Origin of the sequence: Pseudomonas putida, from assembly GCF_028682635.1 — a bacterium.
Classification (GTDB): Bacteria; Pseudomonadota; Gammaproteobacteria; order Pseudomonadales; family Pseudomonadaceae; genus Aquipseudomonas; species Aquipseudomonas putida_AE.
Genome location: NZ_JANHLK010000015.1, coordinates 53,307 through 73,510 on the forward strand (window position 1 = coordinate 53,307; position 20,204 = coordinate 73,510).

A 20,204-nucleotide genomic window follows, 5' to 3' on the forward strand; every position below is an offset into this window, starting at 1 on the left:
CTTTTCGGAGCAAGAAGAAGGAGCAGCCACCCTAAAAAGCACCAAGCAGAGGCGGCACTTGCGTACCAGAATTTATTTCCTGACGAGCTGCGTAACATTCCGACAAAAAAAGGGTTGCACCCGGTTGCACCTCAACAGTCGCACGGCTAATCTTGCCGCCAGCTGATGCCACGCAGTCGTGGCAAACATGAGGATAAAAACATGGCTACCACCACCCTTGGGGTCAAACTTGACGACCCGACCCGCGAACGCCTCAAGGCTGCCGCGACCTCGATTGATCGCACGCCGCATTGGCTGATCAAGCAGGCAATCTTCAATTACCTGGAAAAACTCGAGGGTGGTGCAACCCTGTCCGAGCTGAACGGTTTGACCAAGGATTCCGACGACAGCGTCGACGCGCCTCTGGATCACGCCCACCAGTGCTTCCTCGAATTCGCCGAAAGCATCCTGCCGCAATCCGTACTGCGCGCTTCGATCACTGCCGCCTACCGTCGCCCTGAGCCGGAAGTGGTGCCGATGCTGATCGAGCAGGCACGCCTGCCGGCGCCTATGGCCGAAGCCACCAACAAACTCGCCGCGTCTATCGCGGAAAAACTGCGCAACCAGAAGAGCGCTGGCGGCCGTGCCGGTATCGTTCAAGGCCTGCTGCAGGAGTTCTCCCTGTCGTCCCAGGAAGGCGTGGCGCTGATGTGCCTGGCCGAAGCGCTGCTGCGCATCCCGGATAAAGGCACCCGCGACGCCCTGATCCGCGACAAGATCAGCACCGGCAACTGGCACCCGCACCTGGGCAACAGCCCGTCGTTGTTCGTCAACGCCGCGACCTGGGGCCTGCTGCTGACCGGCAAGCTGGTGTCCACGCACAACGAAGCCGGCCTGACGTCGTCCCTGAGCCGCATCATCGGCAAGAGCGGCGAGCCGATGATCCGCAAGGGCGTCGACATGGCCATGCGCCTGATGGGCGAGCAGTTCGTCACCGGCGAAACCATCGCCGAAGCCCTGGCCAACGCCAGCAAGTTCGAAGCCAAGGGTTTCCGCTATTCCTACGACATGCTCGGTGAAGCCGCACTGACCGAGCACGATGCGCAGAAGTACCTGGCCTCGTACGAACAAGCCATCCACTCGATCGGCAAAGCGTCCCACGGTCGTGGGATTTATGAAGGCCCGGGCATTTCGATCAAGCTGTCCGCCCTGCACCCGCGTTACAGCCGTGCGCAGTACGAGCGCGTGATGGACGAGCTGTACCCGCGCCTGCTGTCGCTGACCCTGCTGGCCAAGCAATACGACATCGGCCTGAACATCGACGCCGAAGAAGCCGACCGCCTGGAGCTGTCGCTGGATTTGCTCGAGCGCCTGTGCTTCGAGCCGCAACTGACTGGCTGGAACGGCATCGGTTTCGTCATCCAGGCTTACCAGAAGCGTTGCCCGTACGTGATCGACTACGTGATCGACCTGGCTCGCCGCAGCCGTCATCGCCTGATGATCCGCCTGGTGAAAGGCGCGTACTGGGACAGCGAGATCAAGCGCGCCCAGGTCGAAGGCCTGGAAGGCTATCCGGTCTACACCCGCAAGGTGTACACCGACGTGTCCTACATCGCTTGCGCACGCAAACTGCTGTCGGTGCCGGAAGTCATCTACCCGCAGTTCGCCACGCACAACGCCCACACCCTGTCGGCCATTTATCACATCGCCGGTCAGAACTATTACCCGGGCCAGTATGAGTTCCAGTGCCTGCACGGCATGGGTGAACCGCTGTACGAACAGGTTGTAGGCAAAGTTTCCGAAGGTAAGCTGAACCGTCCGTGCCGCGTGTACGCACCGGTCGGCACCCATGAAACCCTGCTGGCCTACCTGGTGCGTCGCCTGCTGGAAAACGGCGCGAACACCTCGTTCGTCAACCGGATTGCCGACCAGTCGATTTCGATCCAGGAACTGGTAGCCGACCCGGTAGCCAGCATCGAGCAGATGGCGACCGTGGAAGGTGGTTTCGGCCTGCCGCACCCGCGCATTCCGCTGCCGCGTGACCTGTACGGTGCCGAGCGCGCCAACTCCAGCGGCATCGACATGGCCAACGAACATCGTCTGGCTTCCCTGTCCTGCGCCCTGCTGGCTACCGCGCACAACCACTGGAAGGCCGCGCCGATGCTCGGTTGCGCGTCCAGCAGCGAAACCCCCGCGCCAGTGCTGAACCCGTCCGACCTGCGTGACGTGGTTGGCCATGTACAGGAAGCGACCGTCGAAGACGTCGACAACGCGATCCAGTGCGCCCTGAACGCTGCGCCGATCTGGCAGGCCACCCCGCCGGCCGAACGCGCTGCGATCCTGGAACGCGCTGCCGATTTGATGGAAGGTGAGATCCAGCCGCTGATGGGCCTGCTGGCTCGCGAAGCCGGCAAGACCTTCGCCAACGCCATCGCCGAAGTGCGTGAAGCCGTGGACTTCCTGCGTTACTACGCGGTGCAGGCACGCAACGACTTCACCAATGACGCCCACCGTCCGCTGGGCCCGGTGGTGTGCATCAGCCCGTGGAACTTCCCGCTGGCGATTTTCAGCGGCCAGGTAGCTGCGGCACTGGCAGCCGGTAACCCGGTCTTGGCCAAGCCTGCGGAACAGACTCCGCTGGTCGCTGCTCAAGCCGTGCGCCTGCTGCTCGAAGCCGGCATTCCCGAGGGCGTGCTGCAACTGCTGCCGGGTCGCGGCGAAACCGTCGGCGCTGGCCTTGTGGGTGACGATCGCGTCAAAGGCGTGATGTTCACCGGTTCCACCGAAGTCGCTCGTCTGCTGCAACGCAACATTGCCGGTCGCCTGGACAGCCAGGGTCGCCCGATTCCGCTGATCGCCGAAACCGGTGGCCAGAACGCGATGATCGTCGACTCTTCGGCACTGACCGAACAGGTTGTGATCGACGTGGTTTCCTCGGCCTTCGACAGCGCCGGCCAGCGGTGCTCAGCCCTGCGCGTGCTGTGCCTGCAGGAAGATTCCGCCGACCGCGTGATCGAAATGCTCAAGGGCGCCATGGCTGAAAGCCGCCTCGGCAACCCTGAGCGCCTGTCCGTGGACATCGGCCCGGTGATCGACGCCGAAGCCAAGGCTGGCATCGAGAAGCACATCCAGGCCATGCGCGACAAAGGTCGCAGCGTGTACCAGGTGGCCATCACCGACGCCGAAGAAGTCAAACGCGGCACCTTCGTGATGCCGACGCTGATCGAACTGGAAAGCTTCGACGAACTGCAACGGGAGATCTTCGGTCCGGTGCTGCACGTGGTGCGCTACAAGCGCAAGGACATCGATCAACTGATCGCACAGATCAACGCTTCCGGCTACGGTCTGACCCTGGGTGTGCACACCCGCATCGACGAGACGATCGCCAAGGTGATCGACAACGTCAATGCCGGTAACGTCTACGTGAACCGCAACATCGTCGGTGCCGTGGTCGGCGTACAACCGTTCGGCGGCGAAGGCCTGTCGGGTACTGGTCCGAAAGCCGGTGGCCCGCTGTACCTGTACCGCCTGCTGTCGACCCGTCCTACCGATGCGATCGAACAATCCTTCGCCCGAGGCGACGCGATTGCCGCACCGGACGTTCGCCTGCGCGACGCCATGAGCAAGCCGCTGACCGCCCTGAAAGCCTGGGCCGACAGCAACAAGTTCACCGACCTGAGCACTCTGTGCGTACAGTTCGCCGCACAATCGCAAAGCGGTATCACCCGCGTTCTGGCTGGCCCGACCGGCGAGCGCAACAGTTATGCGATCCTGCCGCGTGAGCACGTGCTGTGCCTGGCGGAAGTCGAAGGCGATCTGCTGACGCAACTGGCGGCAGTACTGGCTGTCGGCGGTTCGGCGGTATGGCCGGAAGCTGAGCTGACCAAGGCTTTGTTCGCCCGTCTGCCGAAAGACATTCAGGCACGCATCAAGCTGGTGTCCGACTGGAACAAGGATGAAGTGGTAATTGATGCGGTGCTGCATCACGGCCATTCCGACCAGTTGCGCGCGGTTTGCCAGCAAGTGGCCAAGCGTGCGGGCGCCATTGTCGGGGTTCAGGGCTTGTCGCAGGGTGAGACCAACATTGCGTTGGAGCGCCTGGTGATTGAGCGGGCCTTGAGCGTTAACACGGCTGCGGCGGGTGGTAATGCCAGCTTGATGACCATCGGATAAACCGCAACACGATCGGGCAGCCGCAATGGCTGCCCGATATGCAATACCCCTGTGGGAGCGGGCTTGCTCGCGAAGGCTGTGTGTCATTCAACAAAGATGTTGAATTTGCCGGCCTCTTCGCGAGCAAGCCCGCTCCCACATTTGTTATTGTGGCGCCGGCTAAGGCCCTGCTCTGTCCTACCATCACGCTCATCAATCATCCTGTTCAACCACTATTCCCACGCCTAGACTCGGCCCATCCCAACAAAAGGTAGGCCGCCATGTCCGAGACGTTGCTCAGTTCCCGCAATCTGGCTTTCGAGCTGTATGAAGTCCTCGATGCCGAGGGCCTGACCCAGCGTGAGCGTTTCGCCGAGCACAATCGCGAGACCTTCGATGCCGCCCTCGGCACCGCCCGCAACATCGCCGAGAAGTTTTTCGCCCCGCACAACCGCAAGGGCGACGAGAACGAGCCGCGTTATGAAGACGGCAAGGCGATCCTGATTCCCGAAGTGAAACCGGCGGTGGATGCCTTCCTCGAAGCGGGCTTCCTCAATGCCGCACGCAGTTTCGACGCCGGCGGCATGCAACTGCCCACCCTGCTGTCCCAGGCCTGCTTCGCCCACTTTCAATCCGCCAACGCGGCGACGACGTCCTATCCCTTCCTGACCATGGGCGCGGCGAACCTGATCGAAAGTTTCGGCACCGAAGAACAGAAGCGCCGCTTCCTGCAACCGATGATCGACGGTCGCTTCTTTGGCACCATGGCCCTGACCGAACCCCATGCGGGCTCGTCGCTGTCGGACATTCGTACACGGGCCGAGCCTGCGCTGGACGGCACCTATCGACTCAAGGGCAACAAGATCTTCATCTCCGGCGGCGATCATCCGCTGTCGGAAAACATCGTGCACATGGTCCTGGCCAAGCTGCCGGATGCACCCGCCGGGGTGAAGGGCATTTCGCTGTTCATCGTGCCCAAGTTCCTGGTCAACGATGACGGTAGCCTGGGCCAGCGCAACGATGTGCTGCTGGCCGGGCTGTTCCACAAGATGGGCTGGCGTGGCACCACGTCTACCGCGCTGAACTTCGGCGATAACGGTGAGTGCGTCGGCTATCTGGTGGGCAAGCCGCACCATGGCTTGAGCTACATGTTCCAGATGATGAACGAAGCGCGGATCGGCGTCGGCATGGGCGCGGTGATGCTTGGCTACGCCGGCTACCTGTATTCCCTGGAGTACGCCCGCGAGCGGCCGCAGGGTCGCGTGCCGGACAGCAAGGACCCGAACACTGCGCCCGTGGCGATCATCCAGCACGCCGACGTCAAACGCATGCTGCTGACCCAGAAGGCTTACGTCGAAGGCTCGTTCGACCTGGGTTTGTACACCGCCCGCCTGTTCGACGACACCACCACCCTCGACACCGAAGCCGAACGCAAGCAGGCCCATGAACTGCTGGACCTGCTGACGCCCATCGCCAAATCCTGGCCGTCGGAGTTTTGCCTGAAAGCCAACGAGCTGGCGATCCAGATCCTCGGCGGTCACGGCTATACCCGCGAATATCCGGTGGAACAGTACTACCGCGACAACCGCCTCAACCCGATCCACGAAGGCACCCACGGCATCCAGTCGCTGGACCTGCTGGGGCGCAAACTGGCACAGAACGGCGGTGCCGGGCTTAAGCAACTGATCCGCCTGATCGCCGATACCACCGAGCGCGCGCACGCCCATGAATCGCTGACTGCACTGCGTGAGCCGCTGGAGAAACTGGTGGCGCGCCTGCAAACCGTGACCATTGGCCTGCTGACGGACCTGGCCCAGGGCAAGGTCAACAGCAGCCTGGCGAACTCCGCGCTGTACCTGAAAGTGTTCGGCCATGCGGTGATTGGCTGGCGCTGGCTGGAACAGGCGATTCGCGCCGAGGAAGGGCTGGCCAAGGGGAATGCGGCGGATGTGAGTTTCTATAAAGGCAAGTTGCAGGCGGCACGGTACTTCCTGACCTGGGAAGTGCCGGGTTGCCACCATGAACTAGCGATTCTTGAGGCGCGGGATGATGTTTGCTTGAACATGCAGGATGAGTGGTTCTGATCCAAGTCTTGAGGTGCAGCTGAAATCCATTCGCGAGCAAGCCCGCTCCCACAGTTGAAATGCGATCCACTGTGGGAGCGGGCTTGCTCGCGAAGAGGCCCGCACCGACAACCCATCAGCTCAAGCGAAACCCACCCATCTGCCGCGCCAGATCATCCGCCAACCGCTGCAACGTCTGGCAATCCTCCCGGCAAGCCCTGACCTCCCCCGCCGTCGCCCGCGCCAGGTCGGAAATCCCCTGCACGTTGCGATTGATTTCCTCGGTCACCGCCGACTGCTCTTCAGTCGCCGTCGCCACCTGGTGGTTCATGTCGCTGATGCGTTCGACCTGCCCGGTAATCGCCGTCAACGAGGCCCCGGTGCGCTGGCTCGACTCAACCCCCGTGCCCGTGGCCGCTTGCCCGGAATGCATCGAAGACACCGCGTTCTCCGCGCCCTGTTTGAGGCTGCCGATCATCTGCTGGATCTCATCGGTGGAAGCCTGGGTACGCCGAGCCAAAGTGCGCACTTCATCGGCCACCACCGCAAATCCGCGGCCCATGTCCCCGGCCCGCGCAGCCTCGATGGCGGCATTGAGCGCCAGCAGGTTGGTCTGTTCGGAAATCCCGCGAATCACCGCCAGCACCTGATCGATCGATGCCACCTGATTGGCCAGCTCGCCCACGGCGCTGGCGGCAACACCGATTTCGTCGGACATGCTTTCAATATGGCGGATCGAACCGCCGACCACTTCCCGAGCCTGCAGGGCTTCATCCCGGGCGTTTTGCGAAGCGACTGCCGCGTTGCCGGCGTTTTGCGCAATTTCCTGCACGGTCAAGCCCATTTCGTGAACAGCGGTGGCAACCATGTCGGTCATCTCCTGCTGGCGTCCGGAACGCTCTGCGGTGTTGTCCACCACCCGCGCCACCTGGCCGACTGCGGTGCGCAAGCGTTCGCTGGTGGCCAGCACTTCGCCGATCATTTCGCGCTGGCTATCAAGGAACCGATTGAAGCCACGCGCCAGATCGCCCAGTTCATCGGCGCGACTGGAATCCAGCCGATGGGTCAAATCTCCACCACCGCTACCGATGGCGACCAGCGCCGCTGTTACCTGACGAATCGGCCGTACCAGGCCACGGGCCAGCAACACCACCAGCAGCAGGCACACCAGTGCCACCGCCAGGCCAATACCGCCGCTCATCCACATGGCGCGACGGGCCTCGGCGTAGATTTGCGCCTGTGGCACTTCGGCCACCAGGGTCCAGCCGAGATCGCGCAGGGGCAGGCTAAATGCCAGGAAATCTTCGCCATCGCGCTGGAAGTTGCTGCTCGCTGCGCTTCCTTGACTCATGACCGCTTGCGCCGCAGGGCCACCCACCTGCTCAGCCAAGGTGCGTTTGCCACTGAATTGCGCTTCAGGATGGACCTGGATCAAACCGTCGGAACGCACGAGATAGACCTTGCCGCGCTCACCGAAACTGAAGTTGTGAATCAGCTCCGAGAGCCCTTTCATGCTCAGTCCCAGCCCGGCGACGCCCACCACCTTTCCTGCCTTCTCGACTTTAAGGTCGATGAACAGCGCCAATTCTCCGGTGGCCGTGTCGTTGTCGATATTGAGCGTGCGCGGCTGGTTGCTGTCGAGAAACGAGTAGAACCAGGCGTCTTTCGGATTGGAACGACTGAGGGTCCGGTCCAGGCCTTTTTCGTTGAAGTAATGATTGGACGCGGTACCGACGATAATCGTGGTAAAGGCCTTGTGCTCGGCGCGGATGCCTTCGAGATAGGCAGTAAAGGTGTCGACCTGGGCACTGTCTTCACCCGCAGCCAGCCAGTCACGCACCATGCTGTTGCTGGCGATGTCCTTGGCGGCGGTGAGGGGTTGGACGAGGATGCGTTCGATGTCGTTGCGCATCGCTTCGATGCTCGACGGCAGCGCCTGTTCGACCAGATAGCGCTGGGCGAGGCGGTTGACCACGAGGGTATAAACGCCAACCACGATCACGATGCTGACCAGCAGGGCGGTGCCCATGCTCAGGATCAATTGCCACTGAATACTGCGACGCCAGAACTGCATGGAGCACCCCCAAAGAATAAGAGGCTGAAACACTGCAACAGCCGTGCCGATTGTATACAACTAAACCGACAATTTATTCTTTGGTTGTGCACAAAGCCGATCAGGCCTGATTGATCGTCTTGGAGATCACTTCAACCGTGGCGCTGACTTGCTCTTGGTAACGGTCGAGTTCCTGTTTGTGCTGCTTTTGCATTTCGATCTGCTGGGAACACAGATTCATCGCCGCCAGCACCAGCAGTCGGTCACCGATCAGGGTCGGGTACTTCTTTTTGGTGTCGGCCAGGGCAGCTTTCAGCATCAACGCAGCGTCCAGCAGGGTCTGCTCTTCCCCGGCCGGTGCCTTGATCGAATAGTCTTCCCCCAGGATCGAGACGACTTTCACACCTGGGCCGTAACTCATGCGTTGACAGGGCCAGCGCTGACGCGCTCAACCAGGGCCTGGATGCGTGCTACGGTGGCGCCTTGCTTCTCTTCCTGTTCCATCAGGCTCAGTTGCAGGCTTTCGTTTTCGTCCTTGGCCTGGGCCAGTTCGGCGCTCAGGGCCTGGTTGGTGCCGACCAACGCCTGGTTCTGTTGCACGAGGTCGCTGACCAGTTGTTCCAATTGGCTTAGGGATGCTTCCAACATTTTGATTTTCCGGGCATTTTCAAAGGGCGCGTACGATAAAGAAAAGTCACGATGGATGCCAGGGTTATGCGGGCGCAAGGCCTTGATTTTCCTGGCCGGTGACCATTCTCGCGAACTGTAGAGACTGTGATTGGCCGATCTGGTTCCTGCACTTCGTCGCCATGGTGCAAATCCACGAGCATCGACCGTGTGCCCGTGCAAAGCTTTTTGACAGCATCACATTTCAACAGGTTAGAATCGCTGGCACGCAGACTGCATGGTCAGTTTGTGCCCGCTTTCCAGCCTTCCGGAGTACTGCCTTTGAATGCGACGACCATCAACAGCCTGTTCTTGATCGGCGCGTTGCTGGTAGGTGCGAGCATTCTGGTGAGTTCACTCTCGTCGCGCCTCGGCATCCCGATCCTGGTGATCATCCTGGCCGTGGGTATGGCGGCCGGCGTCGATGGCGGCGGCATTATCTTCGACAACTACCCCACCGCTTATCTGGTCGGCAACCTGGCATTGGCGGTGATCCTGCTCGACGGCGGATTGCGTACCCGCGTGTCGAGTTTCCGCGTGGCGTTATGGCCGGCGCTGTCGCTGGCCACGGTCGGGGTGTTGATCACCACCGGGCTGACCGGCATGGCCGCGGCCTGGCTGTTCGACCTGAACCTGATCCAGGGCCTGCTGATCGGCGCCATCGTCGGCTCCACCGACGCCGCGGCGGTGTTTTCGCTGCTGGGCGGCAAAGGCCTGAACGAACGGGTGACCGCCAGCCTGGAGATCGAATCCGGCAGCAACGACCCGATGGCGGTGTTCCTCACCGTGACCCTGATCGACATGCTTGCCAGTGGCCAGACCGGCCTGCACTGGAGCCTGCTGACCCACCTGCTGCGCGAGTTCGGCATCGGCGGTGTGATCGGCCTCGGCGGTGGCTGGCTCATGCTGCAACTGGTCAACCGGATCAACCTGGCTACCGGCCTCTATCCCATCCTGGTGATTGCCGGCGGCCTGGTGGTGTTCGCCCTGACCAACGCCCTGCATGGCAGCGGTTTCCTGGCCGTGTACCTGTGCGGGCTGGTCATTGGCAACCGGCCGGTGCGCAGCCGCCATGGCATTCTGCACATGCTCGACGGCATGGCCTGGCTGGCGCAGATCGGCATGTTCCTGGTGCTGGGGCTGCTGGTCACGCCCCACGACCTGTTGCCGATTGCATTGCCGGCGCTGGGACTGGCGCTGTGGATGATCCTGTTTGCCCGGCCGTTGTCGGTGATGGTCGGCCTGCTGCCGTTCAAGGCCTTCCACGGGCGAGAGAAAGCGTTTATTTCCTGGGTTGGTCTGCGCGGTGCGGTTCCGATCATTCTGGCGGTGTTCCCGCTGATGGCGGGCCTGCCCAACGCCCAACTGTACTTCAACCTCGCCTTCTTTATCGTGCTGGTGTCGCTGCTGGTGCAAGGCACTAGCCTGCCATGGATCGCCAAGCTCCTGAAGGTAACCGTGCCACCCGAGCCTGCGCCAATTTCCCGCTCCGCCCTGGAAGTGCACGTCACCAGCGAGTGGGAACTGTTCGTTTATCGTCTTGGCGCCGAAAAATGGTGCATCGGCTCGCCCCTTCGCGAACTGAAAATGCCGGAAGGCACGCGCATCGCCGCCCTGTTTCGTGGCCAGCAACTGCTCCATCCGTCGGGTAGTACGGTGCTCGAAGTCGATGATTTACTGTGTGTTATCGGCCACGAACACAACCTGGCGGCCCTCGGAAAACTGTTCAGCCAGGCACCGCAACGCGGCCTCGATTTGCGCTTCTTCGGCGACTTCGTACTCGAAGGAGACGCCCAGCTGGCCGCGGTTGCTGCCCTGTACGGGTTGAAGGTCGAAGGCATCGATCCGGACATGTCCCTGGGCCACTTCATTGCCCAGAAAGTTGGCGGTGCACCCGTGGTCGGTGACCAGGTGGAATGGAACAATACCATCTGGACCGTCGCGGTCATGGAGGGGAACAAGATCGGCAAAGTGGGCGTCAGATTCCCCGAAGGAAGTCGCCCGGGTCCGGGACTCTTCCTCTAAACTCCACTCTTCGTCCTGTTTTTGATCGGTCTCTATGTCAAGCCTGCGCACTTTTTTCGTCATGGTCCTTTTGGGGCTGAGCCTCTCTGTCGGTACAGTACAAGCCGCCGAACCGCCGAACCGCGAATCCGTGCAGGCGAGCCTGGACAAGATCGCCGACCGCAAACTGCCGGAAGCCGACCAGAAGGCCCTGCAATCGGTCCTGCAAAGCACGCTGACACAGCTCAACAACCAGCGCGACTACGAGCAGAAGCTGGTCGACCTCAAGCAACAACTGGCGACCGCGCCCAAACTGACCATCGAGAACCAGCGTGAACTGGCCCGCCTGAAGGCCAGCAGCGTGGTGCCGGTGGCGCAACGCTTTGCCAAGGAGTCGATCCAGCAGCTTGAGCAAATGCTCACCGAACGGGCAACCCAGCAAAGCGATCTGCAAAAAGCCCTGGGCGACGCCAACAGCCTGATCATCACCGCCCAGACTCGCCCCGAACGCGCACAGGCGGAAATTTCCGCCAGCCAGACGCGCATCCAGCAGATCAACAACATCCTCAAGGCCGGCAAAGACGCCGGCAAGACCCTGAGCGGCGAGCAACGGGACCAGCTCAATGCCGAGCTCGCGGCCTTGAACGCCCTGATCCCGTTGCGCCGCCAGGAACTGGCGGGCAACACTCAGCTGCAAGACCTGGGCAACAGCCAGCATGATCTGCTGTCGGAAAAATCAGATCGCCTGGACCAGGAAATTCAAGAGCTGCAAAACCTGATCAACCAGAAGCGCCTCGCGCAGTCCCAGGAAACGGTCACCCAGCAATCGATCGAAGCCCAGAAGGCCGGCGGCAGCAGCCTGCTGGCCATCGAAAGCACGGCCAACCTGAAGCTCTCGGACTACCTGCTCAAAAGCACCGACCGCCTCAACGAAGTCACCCAGAAAAACCTGCAGACCAAGCAACAACTGGACAGCCTGACCCAGAGCGATTCCGCCCTGGACGAACAGATCAACGTGCTCAAGGGCAGCCTGCTGCTCTCCAAGATTCTCTACAAGCAGAAACAGGCCTTGCCGCGCCTTCGGGTCGACCGTGACCTGGCGGACCAGATCGCCGACATTCGCCTGTATCAGTTCGAAGTCAGCCAGCAACGGGAATTGCTCAGCAACCCGGCCGCCTACGTCGACAACCTGCTGTCGACCCAGCCGCCGGAACAAGTCACGCCGCAGCTGCGCAAGAGCCTGCTGGAACTGGCCACCACCCGCGCCGACCTGCTGGAGCGGCTGAACCGCGAACTGAGCGCGGTGCTTAACGAATCCATCACCCTGCAACTGAACCAGAAGCAATTGCTCAGCACGGCGCAGAGCCTGCGCGCGACCCTCGATGAGCAGATGTTCTGGATTCCCAGCAACAAGCCGCTGGATGTCGAGTGGATGCGGGCTGTGCCGGAACGCCTGAACCGTCAGGTCGACACCCTGCCCTGGGCCTCGAGCCTGAGTGAACTGGTCGACGGCCTGACCCAGCGCCCCCTGCTATTCCTGCCACTGGCGTTGCTGATTGGCGCACTGCTGTGGCGACGCAAGCAGCTGTATGCGCGCCTCAACAAGGTTCACCAGGACATCGGCCACTTCAAGCGCGACAGCCAGTGGCACACGCCCCAGGCCATCCTGATCAACATCCTGTTGGCGATGCCGGTGTCGCTGGGCCTCGCCCTGTGTGGCCTGGCCCTGCAAATCGACGCCCGCGGGCAGAACGCGAGCATGGGCGCGGCGTTGCTGCAAATGGCCGGGGCCTGGCTGGTGTTCTACACCGCCTACCGCATCCTGGCGCCAGGTGGCGTAGCGGAACTGCATTTCCGCTGGGAAAAACCCCAGGTCGAATTCCTCCGCGGCTGGGTTCGTCGCCTTGGCATGGTAGTGATGGCGCTGGTCACCGTGGTGGCGGTTGCCGAGCTGCAACCGGCGGCATTGGCCGATGACGTGCTCGGCATGCCGGTGGTGCTGATCTGCTACGCACTGATGACCTGGCTGCTCAGCCGCTTGCTGATCAGCAGCCCGACCCACGAAAACGCCTCGCTGTTCCGCAAGGTCCTGGGCATCGGGTTTACCGCGTTGCCCATCGCGCTGTTCGTGGCCGTGTGCTTTGGCTACTACTACACCGCGCTGAAACTCAGTGACCGGCTGATCAACACCCTTTACCTGCTGATGTTCTGGCTGGTGATCGAAGCGACTTTCGTGCGCGGCCTGAGCGTGGCGGCACGCCGCCTGGCTTACCAGCGCGCCCTGGCCAAACGCCAGGCGGCGAAGGAAGCTGGCGATGGCGAAGCGGTCATCGAAGAACCGACGATGGACATCGAGAAGGTCAACGAACAGTCCCTGCGCCTGATCCGCCTGGCGCTGCTGGGCGGCTTCATCGCCGCGCTCTACTGGGTCTGGGCCGACCTGATCACGGTGTTCTCGTACCTGGACAACGTCACCCTCTACGAATACACCAGCGGCACCGGCGCCAACATGAGCATGGTGCCGATCAGCATCGGCGACATGCTCGGCGCGCTGATCATCATCGGCATCACCTTTGCCCTGGCGCGTAACTTGCCGGGTCTGCTGGAAGTGTTCGTGCTGTCGAAGCTGAACCTGGCCCAGGGCAGCGCCTACGCCACCACCACGCTGCTGTCCTATGTGATCGCCGGCATCGGCTTCGTCTCGACCCTGTCGACCCTCGGCGTGAGCTGGGACAAGTTGCAATGGCTGGTCGCGGCACTGTCGGTAGGCCTTGGCTTCGGCATGCAGGAGATCTTCGCCAACTTCATCTCCGGCATCATGATCCTGTTCGAACGCCCGGTGCGCATTGGCGACACCATCACCATCGGCAACCTGTCGGGTACGGTGAGCAAGATCCGCATCCGCGCCACCACCATCACCGACTTCGACCGCAAGGACATCATCGTCCCGAACAAGACGTTCATTACCGGGCAACTGATCAACTGGTCGCTGACCGATACCATCACCCGAGTCACCCTCAAGCTTGGGGTCGACTACGGCTCGGACCTCGACCTGGTGAAAGAACTGCTGTTGAAAGCCGCACGGGAAAACCCGCGGGTGCTCAAGGAACCCGAGCCGCACGTGTACTTCCTGAACTTCGGCGAGAGCACCCTCGACCACGAACTGCGCATGCATGTGCGCGACCTGGGCGACCGCAACCCGGTGCTCGATGAGGTCAACCGCTTCATCAACCGCGAGTTCAAGAAGCAGCACATCAACATCTCGTTCCGCCAGATGGAGGTCTACCTCAAGAACCTTCACGGCCAGGAATATAAATTGGTGCCGATCGAACCGGAAACGAAAACCATCGTGCCAATGGTCGACGGCAAGCCGGCGCAGGAACCGCCCGCCGCCAAACTCGACTAACCGGCCAATCCCCAGCAGAATGCTCGGACATTCTGCTGGAGCCGGCCCTTGAAAGCCCTCGACGAACTGACCTTCGACAACCGCTTCGACCGCCTGGGCGATGCGTTTTCCGCCCACGTGCTGCCCGAACCTATCGATAACCCACGCTTGGTAGTCGCGAGCCCGGCTGCCATGGCCCTACTCGACCTCGACCCCGCAGTGGCCGAGACCCCAGAGTTCGCCGAGCTGTTCAGCGGCCACAAACTCTGGGCCGACGCGATTCCCAGGGCGATGGTCTATTCCGGTCATCAGTTCGGCTCCTACAACCCGCAACTGGGCGATGGTCGCGGCCTGTTGCTGGGCGAGGTGTACAACGAAGCCGGCGAACATTGGGACCTGCACCTCAAGGGCGCCGGCCAGACGCCCTTTTCGCGCATGGGCGATGGCCGCGCGGTGCTGCGCTCCTCTATCCGCGAGTTCCTCGCCTCCGAAGCCTTGCATGCCCTGAACATCCCGACCACCCGGGCGCTGTGCGTGATCGGCTCCGATACCCCGGTATGGCGGGAAAAACAGGAGCGCGCGGCCATGGTCCTGCGCCTGGCACCGAGCCATGTGCGCTTTGGGCATTTCGAATATTTCTACTACACCAAACGCCCCGAGCAGCAGAAAGTGCTGGGTGAGCATGTTCTGGCCATGCACTTTCCCGAGTGCCTGGAACAACCGGAACCGTACCTGGCGATGTTCCGCGAAATCGTCGAGCGCAACGCCGAACTGATCGCCAAGTGGCAGGCTTATGGCTTCTGCCACGGGGTGATGAACACCGACAACATGTCGATCCTCGGTATCACGTTCGATTTCGGCCCGTTCGCCTTCCTCGATGACTTCGACGCCAATTTCATCTGCAACCACTCCGATGATCAGGGTCGCTATTCATTCAGCAACCAGGTGCCGATCGGCCAGTGGAACCTCAGCGCCCTGGCCCAGGCCCTGACACCGTTCATCAGTGTCGAAGCCCTGCGCGAAACCCTGGGCCTGTACCTGCCGCTGTTCCAGGCCCATTACCTGGACCTGATGCGCCGCCGCCTGGGCCTGACCACCGCCGAGGACGACGACCAGAAGCTGCTGGAGCATCTGCTGCAATTGATGCAGAACAGCGGCGTCGATTACAGCCTGTTATTCCGGCGCCTGGGTGAAGACTCACCCGAAGCGGCTATCGCCCGTTTGCGCGATGACTTCGTCGACCTCAAGGGTTTCGATGCCTGGGGCGAGCTCTATGTCGCGCGCGTGGCCCGAGAAGGCGAGGTGGATCAGGAGGAGCGTCGCAAGCGGATGCATGCCGTGAATCCGCTGTACATCCTGCGCAACTACCTGGCGCAGAAGGCTATCGATGCGGCAGAAAGTGGCGACTACTCGGAGGTTCGCCGACTGCACGCCGTACTGAGCAAGCCGTTCGAGGAACAGCCGGGGATGGAAAGCTACGCCGAACGGCCGCCGGAGTGGGGCAAGCATCTGGAGATCAGTTGTTCGTCGTGAGACGCGTCAGATAAAGACGTCCACCGGCACATTGAAGCGCTCGGCCAACCAGCGGATCTGCCGCAGGTTGAGCTGGCGCTTGCCGCTCAGGATCTCGGAAACGACCGACTGAGGCCCGACGCCTGGCAGGTCGCTTTGAGTCAAACCATGTTCACGCATCATGTATCCAAGCACTTCAGCACCTGTGGCTTGGGGCATTGGGTGATGCTTGTGATCCCATTCCTCAATCCAGTCACCGATGATGTCCACCAGACTCATCAGAGGATGCGACTCGTCAACTCCGGTCATCTCGAGTAACTCGTCGAGTGCCTGCACCAGCGTGTCATAGTCGTCTTCGTTTTTGGGTTTGCGTAGCAATGGCGCTACAAACTCCCAATGCTCCGCTGCGTTTTTTATCAGAATGCTCATACCCTACCCTCCTTCCATTTACCGCGGTCATATTCGCGGTGATCCAGCACATGCTTGATGTAGATTTTTTGATGCCGATATCGAACGTAGGCGATCAGCCGTAATTTGTTACCACCAATATCGAAAACATGAAGCTCACCAACCTTGTCGGTTGCGGGAAATGAAGACTTCATTGCTGCAAAATCATTTGGCGTGACGCGCTTTACCGTTCGATACCACTGGTCCAGTGCACTGGCCGCCTGCGGCCACTTTTCCTTGGCATCCCAGATTCGTTTTTCGGAAAACACTCGCATGCAACATCCTTATCGCATTTCGCTATGGTGAGTTAATCACAAACTGAAAATATCGCAATATGCGATAACCCAAAGCAGACCAGTGGTCTCGCTTAGTACGACTCAGCCTAGTTTTATCGAGCGACACCGCACAATTGAAAATATGAGCAAACGTCTCCAAATAGCAATGATCGGCTTCTCAACAGGACCTTCCTCATGACCGACCCACTCCTCATCCCCTGCCCCCACTGCAACGGCCTGAACCGTATTCCGGCGGAGCGCCTCAACGACCATCCGAAATGCGGACGCTGCAAGGCCGAACTCCTGCTGAACAAGCCTTTCGAACTCAAGCAAGGCGATTACGCCAGTCAGATCAAGGGCGATCTGCCACTTTTGGTGGATGTGTGGGCAGACTGGTGCGGGCCGTGCAAGTCGTTTGCGCCGGTGTTCGAGCAGGCGGCAGGGCAATTGGCGGGCAAGTGCCGGCTGGCCAAGCTGGACAGCGAGGCGAACCAGCAACTGTCGACGCAATTGGGGATACGCTCGATTCCGAGCCTGATTCTGTTCAAGAACGGCCGGGAAGTTGCCCGCCAGAGTGGGGCCTTCCCGTTACCGCAGTTGCTGAGCTGGCTGCGTAGCCAAGGGATCTGACAACGATCCTGATCGCACCACCATTCAAAATGTGGGAGCGGGCTTGCTCGCGAATGCGGCGTTACAGTCAAAGACGATGTCGACTGAGGGGACGCTTTCGCGAGCAAGCCCGCTCCCACATGGGTTCTGTGTAAACAATGGAATCAGGTGTTTTCCAGCAGGTTGTGCAACTCGACAAACTGCTGAGTCAACTTGTGCCGCGGATCGAGATGGATCAGCGGCGTATTCGCCTGGTGGGATTCGCGCATACGCACCGAGCTGGCCAGGTACACCGGCAGCACCGGCAGGCCCTCGGCGATCAGCTCATCGAGAATTTGCTGTGGCAGGCTGGCGCGGGCCTGGAACTGGTTGACGACGATGCCCTCGACTTCCAGCCCTTCGTTATGGTCTTCCTTGAGCTCTTCGATTTCCGCCAGCACACCGTATAGCGCCTGACGCGAGAAACTGTCGCAATCGAAAGGAATTAGCACACGATCGGCGGCAATCAATGCTGAAACAGCATAGAAATTCAAAGCAGGAGGGGTATCGAGGTAAATCCGGTCGTAATCCTCGTCCAGCTCTTCAAGCAATTTTCGCAGCTTGTTGATCTTGTGCTTGGCCTCAAGCTTTGGCTGCAGGTCCGCCAATTCGGCAGTAGCGGTCACGACATGAAGGTTTTCGAATGGGGTTTCGTAGATGTCGACCTGGTTCTTCCTGGAGAAAGGCCCGGAGGACAGGGTCTGCTTGAAGAAATCGGCTATACCCATCGGGATATCGTCACCGGTGAGGCCGGTCAGGTACTGAGTGGAGTTGGCCTGGGCATCGAGATCGACCAACAAGGTGCGATAACCCTCGCTGGCGCTGACCGCCGCCAGATTGCAGGCAATACTGGATTTGCCCACGCCACCTTTCTGATTGAACACCACGCGCCGCATTGCAAAACCTCCGTGTATCAAAGAATGACCGAGTGTAGTGGTCCACGGCATGGCTTCGCTACCTCACAAACACAGGGACTACACGGTCATCAGCCTTTTCCTGCTGAAAAAGCCGCTGGCGCCTTATTGAACCGAGTTCAAAGCCGACAGACGGCCCATGAAAACGTGAATGATTGCCAATCGTTCAGTTTTTGCGAACTGACCGGTAAATCCCACTGGGCAAAATGTAACCAGCATTTGCTACAGGTTCGCCGCACCGGGATAATGCGCACCACTCGGCGCCAAGCGCCACGTAGGGTGTGCCGTGCCAATGCGTCACTCACCGCGTCAGGAAGCCTGCAAGGGCGGGATTGAATGTCTGTGATCAATTTCAACATCGCCCAGTGGCGCGCTTGGGCCCCGGGGCTTGAAAGCGTGGATGACTGGCAGGCCTGGTGCCGGCAACCCTCGATGTTGCCGGGCAGCGATGCCGCACCCGATGTCTCGTTCCTGCCGGCCATGCAGCGTCGGCGGCTCAGCCGTCTGGCGCGGATGGCCTTCAGTGTCGGCTGGCCATTGGCCGAAGGTCGTCAGGACCTGCCATTGGTCTTTGTTTCCCGTCACGGCGAAACCCCACGGACCTTCGATATTCTCAGCGACCTGGCCGTCGACCAGCCGCTGTCGCCGACCCAGTTCAGCCTGTCAGTGCATAACGCGATCATCGGCCTGTGGTCGATCATGCGCGGTGAAACCAGCGAAATGACTGCCCTGGCCGCCGCTGGCGACGGCCTGGAGCACGGCATGCTGGAGGCCGCGGCCCTGCTGGCTGAAGGCGCACCCGCGGTATTGCTGGTGATCACCGAAGAGCAGCCACCGCAGGCCTATTCGACCTGGATCGACGATGTGCCCTTCCCCTATGCCGTCGGCCTGCTGATTACCCCGGGCAATGACTGGCAGTTGACCCTGAACAGCGCCACGGATGCGTTGTCCAAAGCTCGCTGGCCTCACGCGCTGAATCTGTTGTGCACGCTGCTCGGCCCGCAAACCACCTGCCAACATGCCTGGAAAAATCGTGTATGGACCTGGCAACGCAGCCTGTGACTGAAAAAAACCGCGATGCCTATTATTGGCGGCTGCTGGCCACGGCCGCGAGCTTTGCCCTGTTCGGGCTGGGCGGCCTGTGCCTGCGCCTGGTGGTTTTCCCGCTGCTGGCCTGCCTGCCGGGTGATGCCCGGACCCACCGGTTGCGCGCGCGACAAACCGTCAGCCGCTGCTTCTGGTTGTTCGTCCGGTTCATGGCCCGCACTGGCGTGCTGACCTACGAGATTCAAGGTGCGGACAAACTCGGGCGACCGGGCCAGATGATCATCGCCAATCATCCATCGCTGATCGATGTGGTGTTCCTGATCGGGCTGGTCCCCCACGCCAACTGCGTGGTCAAGCAAAGCCTTTGGGATAACCCGTTCACTCGCACCCCCCTGCGTCGCACCGAATACATCAGCAACGACGGCAGCATGGACATGCTCGATGCCGCCGCCGATGCGCTCAAACAAGGCCAGCCCCTGATCATCTTTCCCGAAGGCACCCGCACCCAGCCGGGCCAGGCACCCGCCTTTCATCGGGGGGGCGCGGCAATTGCCCTGCGGGGTGCGAAAATTCTCACCCCCGTGGTGATCAAGGTCAGCCCGACCACACTGACCAAGGCCGAACCCTGGTATCGGATCCCCAAGCGCCGCGTACACTTCAGTATTCGCGTCGGGGCCGATATGGATCCCCAGACTTTCGCAGCGCTAGGCCCTGCCCCTCAGGCCTCGCGCAAGCTCAACGATTACTTGCATACCTATTTTACTAAGGAGCTCGCCAAAGATGAGCGATCTGCAGACTCATAACCTGGTGCTGGAAATAAAAACCCTGATCATCGACGCCCTCGGCCTCGAAGACATCAGCGCCGACGACATCGGCGACGAGCAGACGCTGTTCGGCGAAGGCCTGGGCCTGGACTCGGTGGATGCCCTGGAACTCGGCCTGGCCATCCAGAAAAAATACGGCATCAAGATCGATGCCGACGCCAAGGACACGCGCAATCACTTCAGTAACGTGGCGAGCCTTGCGGCCTTCGTCACCGCAAAACAGGCAGCTTGAGAC

The 20,204-nt window shown here is 60.9% G+C and carries 15 protein-coding genes and 1 pseudogene; 9 read left to right on the forward strand and 7 right to left on the reverse strand.

All coding sequences use genetic code 11. The features are described 5' to 3' along the window. Positions 1 to 201: 201 nt before the first annotated feature. Both putA and NPS56_RS19105 read left to right on the forward strand, forming a co-directional pair. Positions 202 to 4,152 (forward strand): trifunctional transcriptional regulator/proline dehydrogenase/L-glutamate gamma-semialdehyde dehydrogenase, encoded by a 3,951-nt coding sequence (gene putA, locus NPS56_RS19100; RefSeq protein WP_274076047.1) that lies wholly within the window; start codon positions 202 to 204, stop codon positions 4,150 to 4,152. Between the two features lie 260 nt (positions 4,153 to 4,412). Next, positions 4,413 to 6,215 (forward strand): acyl-CoA dehydrogenase, encoded by a 1,803-nt coding sequence (locus tag NPS56_RS19105; protein ID WP_274076048.1) that lies wholly within the window; start codon positions 4,413 to 4,415, stop codon positions 6,213 to 6,215. A 115-nt stretch (positions 6,216 to 6,330) separates the two neighbouring features. Here NPS56_RS19105 and NPS56_RS31345 read toward each other — a convergent pair whose 3' ends face one another. The 4 genes and pseudogenes from NPS56_RS31345 to NPS56_RS19120 all read right to left on the reverse strand — a co-directional run bounded on the left by NPS56_RS31345 (position 6,331) and on the right by NPS56_RS19120 (position 8,895). Beyond that, on the reverse strand, positions 6,331 to 7,176 hold the full coding sequence (locus tag NPS56_RS31345; RefSeq protein ID WP_406591508.1) for a methyl-accepting chemotaxis protein: 846 nt from the start codon (positions 7,174 to 7,176) through the stop codon (positions 6,331 to 6,333). 18 nt (positions 7,177 to 7,194) lie between these two features. Further along, positions 7,195 to 8,268: pseudogene (locus tag NPS56_RS31350) on the reverse strand (HAMP domain-containing protein); the annotation flags it as partial. Between the two features lie 100 nt (positions 8,269 to 8,368). After that, a complete protein-coding gene (locus NPS56_RS19115; protein WP_046819903.1) occupies positions 8,369 to 8,668 on the reverse strand; it encodes a cell division protein ZapA in 300 nt (99 codons plus the stop codon). Beyond that, positions 8,665 to 8,895 carry a hypothetical protein gene (locus tag NPS56_RS19120; RefSeq protein ID WP_046819963.1) on the reverse strand — a complete coding sequence of 77 codons (231 nt, stop codon included), beginning with the start codon at positions 8,893 to 8,895 and terminating at the stop codon, positions 8,665 to 8,667. Before NPS56_RS19120 ends, NPS56_RS19115 begins: the two co-directional genes overlap by 4 nt. A gap of 300 nt (positions 8,896 to 9,195) precedes the next feature. On the opposite strand from NPS56_RS19120, the gene NPS56_RS19125 reads away from it, so the two are divergent. From NPS56_RS19125 to selO, 3 genes are read left to right on the forward strand one after another with little or no spacing between them, the layout of a single operon-like run. Further along, on the forward strand, positions 9,196 to 10,938 hold the full coding sequence (locus NPS56_RS19125; protein WP_274076050.1) for a potassium/proton antiporter: 1,743 nt from the start codon (positions 9,196 to 9,198) through the stop codon (positions 10,936 to 10,938). Positions 10,939 to 10,972: 34 nt separating this feature from the next. After that, positions 10,973 to 14,323: a mechanosensitive channel MscK gene (gene mscK / locus NPS56_RS19130; RefSeq protein WP_274076051.1), complete on the forward strand. Its 3,351-nt coding sequence runs from the start codon at positions 10,973 to 10,975 to the stop codon at positions 14,321 to 14,323. 48 nt (positions 14,324 to 14,371) lie between these two features. Beyond that, positions 14,372 to 15,835 carry a protein adenylyltransferase SelO gene (gene selO, locus NPS56_RS19135; RefSeq protein ID WP_274076052.1) on the forward strand — a complete coding sequence of 488 codons (1,464 nt, stop codon included), beginning with the start codon at positions 14,372 to 14,374 and terminating at the stop codon, positions 15,833 to 15,835. Between the two features lie 6 nt (positions 15,836 to 15,841). On the opposite strand, the gene NPS56_RS19140 is transcribed toward selO, so the two are convergent. Together NPS56_RS19140 and NPS56_RS19145 are read right to left on the reverse strand one after the other, a co-directional pair. Beyond that, complete coding sequence (locus tag NPS56_RS19140; RefSeq protein ID WP_274076053.1) at positions 15,842 to 16,243, reverse strand: helix-turn-helix domain-containing protein; 402 nt, start codon at positions 16,241 to 16,243, stop codon at positions 15,842 to 15,844. Continuing rightward, positions 16,240 to 16,536 (reverse strand): type II toxin-antitoxin system HigB family toxin, encoded by a 297-nt coding sequence (locus NPS56_RS19145; RefSeq protein WP_274076054.1) that lies wholly within the window; start codon positions 16,534 to 16,536, stop codon positions 16,240 to 16,242. Before NPS56_RS19145 ends, NPS56_RS19140 begins: the two co-directional genes overlap by 4 nt. A gap of 195 nt (positions 16,537 to 16,731) precedes the next feature. On the opposite strand from NPS56_RS19145, the gene trxC reads away from it, so the two are divergent. Next, entirely contained in the window at positions 16,732 to 17,166 is a 435-nt protein-coding gene (trxC, locus tag NPS56_RS19150; RefSeq protein WP_274076055.1) for a thioredoxin TrxC, read from the forward strand. 143 nt (positions 17,167 to 17,309) lie between these two features. On the opposite strand, the gene NPS56_RS19155 is transcribed toward trxC, so the two are convergent. After that, positions 17,310 to 18,080 (reverse strand): ParA family protein, encoded by a 771-nt coding sequence (locus tag NPS56_RS19155; protein ID WP_274076056.1) that lies wholly within the window; start codon positions 18,078 to 18,080, stop codon positions 17,310 to 17,312. Positions 18,081 to 18,434: 354 nt separating this feature from the next. Here NPS56_RS19155 and NPS56_RS19160 point away from each other — a divergent pair, with 354 nt between their 5' ends. The 3 genes from NPS56_RS19160 to NPS56_RS19170 are packed head-to-tail and all read left to right on the forward strand — an operon-like array spanning position 18,435 to position 20,201. Then, positions 18,435 to 19,160, forward strand: coding sequence for a beta-ketoacyl synthase chain length factor (locus tag NPS56_RS19160; protein ID WP_274076057.1), 726 nt, complete (start codon positions 18,435 to 18,437; stop codon positions 19,158 to 19,160). After that, entirely contained in the window at positions 19,136 to 19,948 is an 813-nt protein-coding gene (locus NPS56_RS19165) for a lysophospholipid acyltransferase family protein (protein ID WP_274076058.1), read from the forward strand. Before NPS56_RS19160 ends, NPS56_RS19165 begins: the two co-directional genes overlap by 25 nt. Next, positions 19,926 to 20,201, forward strand: coding sequence for a phosphopantetheine-binding protein (locus NPS56_RS19170; protein ID WP_274076059.1), 276 nt, complete (start codon positions 19,926 to 19,928; stop codon positions 20,199 to 20,201). The genes NPS56_RS19165 and NPS56_RS19170 overlap by 23 nt, the downstream gene beginning before the upstream one ends. Positions 20,202 to 20,204: the final 3 nt, after the last annotated feature.

What these genes read in the sequence shown, in the direction of transcription:
- NPS56_RS19105 (WP_274076048.1), top strand. Translation starts at nt 4,413, where the DNA reads ATGTCCGAGACGTTGCTCAGTTCCCGCAATCTGGCTTTCGAGCTGTAT.
- NPS56_RS19160 (WP_274076057.1), top strand. Translation starts at nt 18,435, where the DNA reads ATGTCTGTGATCAATTTCAACATCGCCCAGTGGCGCGCTTGGGCCCCG.
- NPS56_RS19170 (WP_274076059.1), top strand. Translation starts at nt 19,926, where the DNA reads ATGAGCGATCTGCAGACTCATAACCTGGTGCTGGAAATAAAAACCCTG.
- NPS56_RS31345 (WP_406591508.1), bottom strand. Translation starts at nt 7,176, where the DNA reads ATGATCGGCGAAGTGCTGGCCACCAGCGAACGCTTGCGCACCGCAGTC.
- putA (WP_274076047.1), top strand. Translation starts at nt 202, where the DNA reads ATGGCTACCACCACCCTTGGGGTCAAACTTGACGACCCGACCCGCGAA.
- trxC (WP_274076055.1), top strand. Translation starts at nt 16,732, where the DNA reads ATGACCGACCCACTCCTCATCCCCTGCCCCCACTGCAACGGCCTGAAC.
- mscK (WP_274076051.1), top strand. Translation starts at nt 10,973, where the DNA reads ATGTCAAGCCTGCGCACTTTTTTCGTCATGGTCCTTTTGGGGCTGAGC.
- NPS56_RS19140 (WP_274076053.1), bottom strand. Translation starts at nt 16,243, where the DNA reads ATGAGCATTCTGATAAAAAACGCAGCGGAGCATTGGGAGTTTGTAGCG.
- NPS56_RS19145 (WP_274076054.1), bottom strand. Translation starts at nt 16,536, where the DNA reads ATGCGAGTGTTTTCCGAAAAACGAATCTGGGATGCCAAGGAAAAGTGG.
- NPS56_RS19165 (WP_274076058.1), top strand. Translation starts at nt 19,136, where the DNA reads ATGGACCTGGCAACGCAGCCTGTGACTGAAAAAAACCGCGATGCCTAT.
- NPS56_RS19115 (WP_046819903.1), bottom strand. Translation starts at nt 8,668, where the DNA reads ATGAGTTACGGCCCAGGTGTGAAAGTCGTCTCGATCCTGGGGGAAGAC.
- NPS56_RS19155 (WP_274076056.1), bottom strand. Translation starts at nt 18,080, where the DNA reads ATGCGGCGCGTGGTGTTCAATCAGAAAGGTGGCGTGGGCAAATCCAGT.
- NPS56_RS19120 (WP_046819963.1), bottom strand. Translation starts at nt 8,895, where the DNA reads ATGTTGGAAGCATCCCTAAGCCAATTGGAACAACTGGTCAGCGACCTC.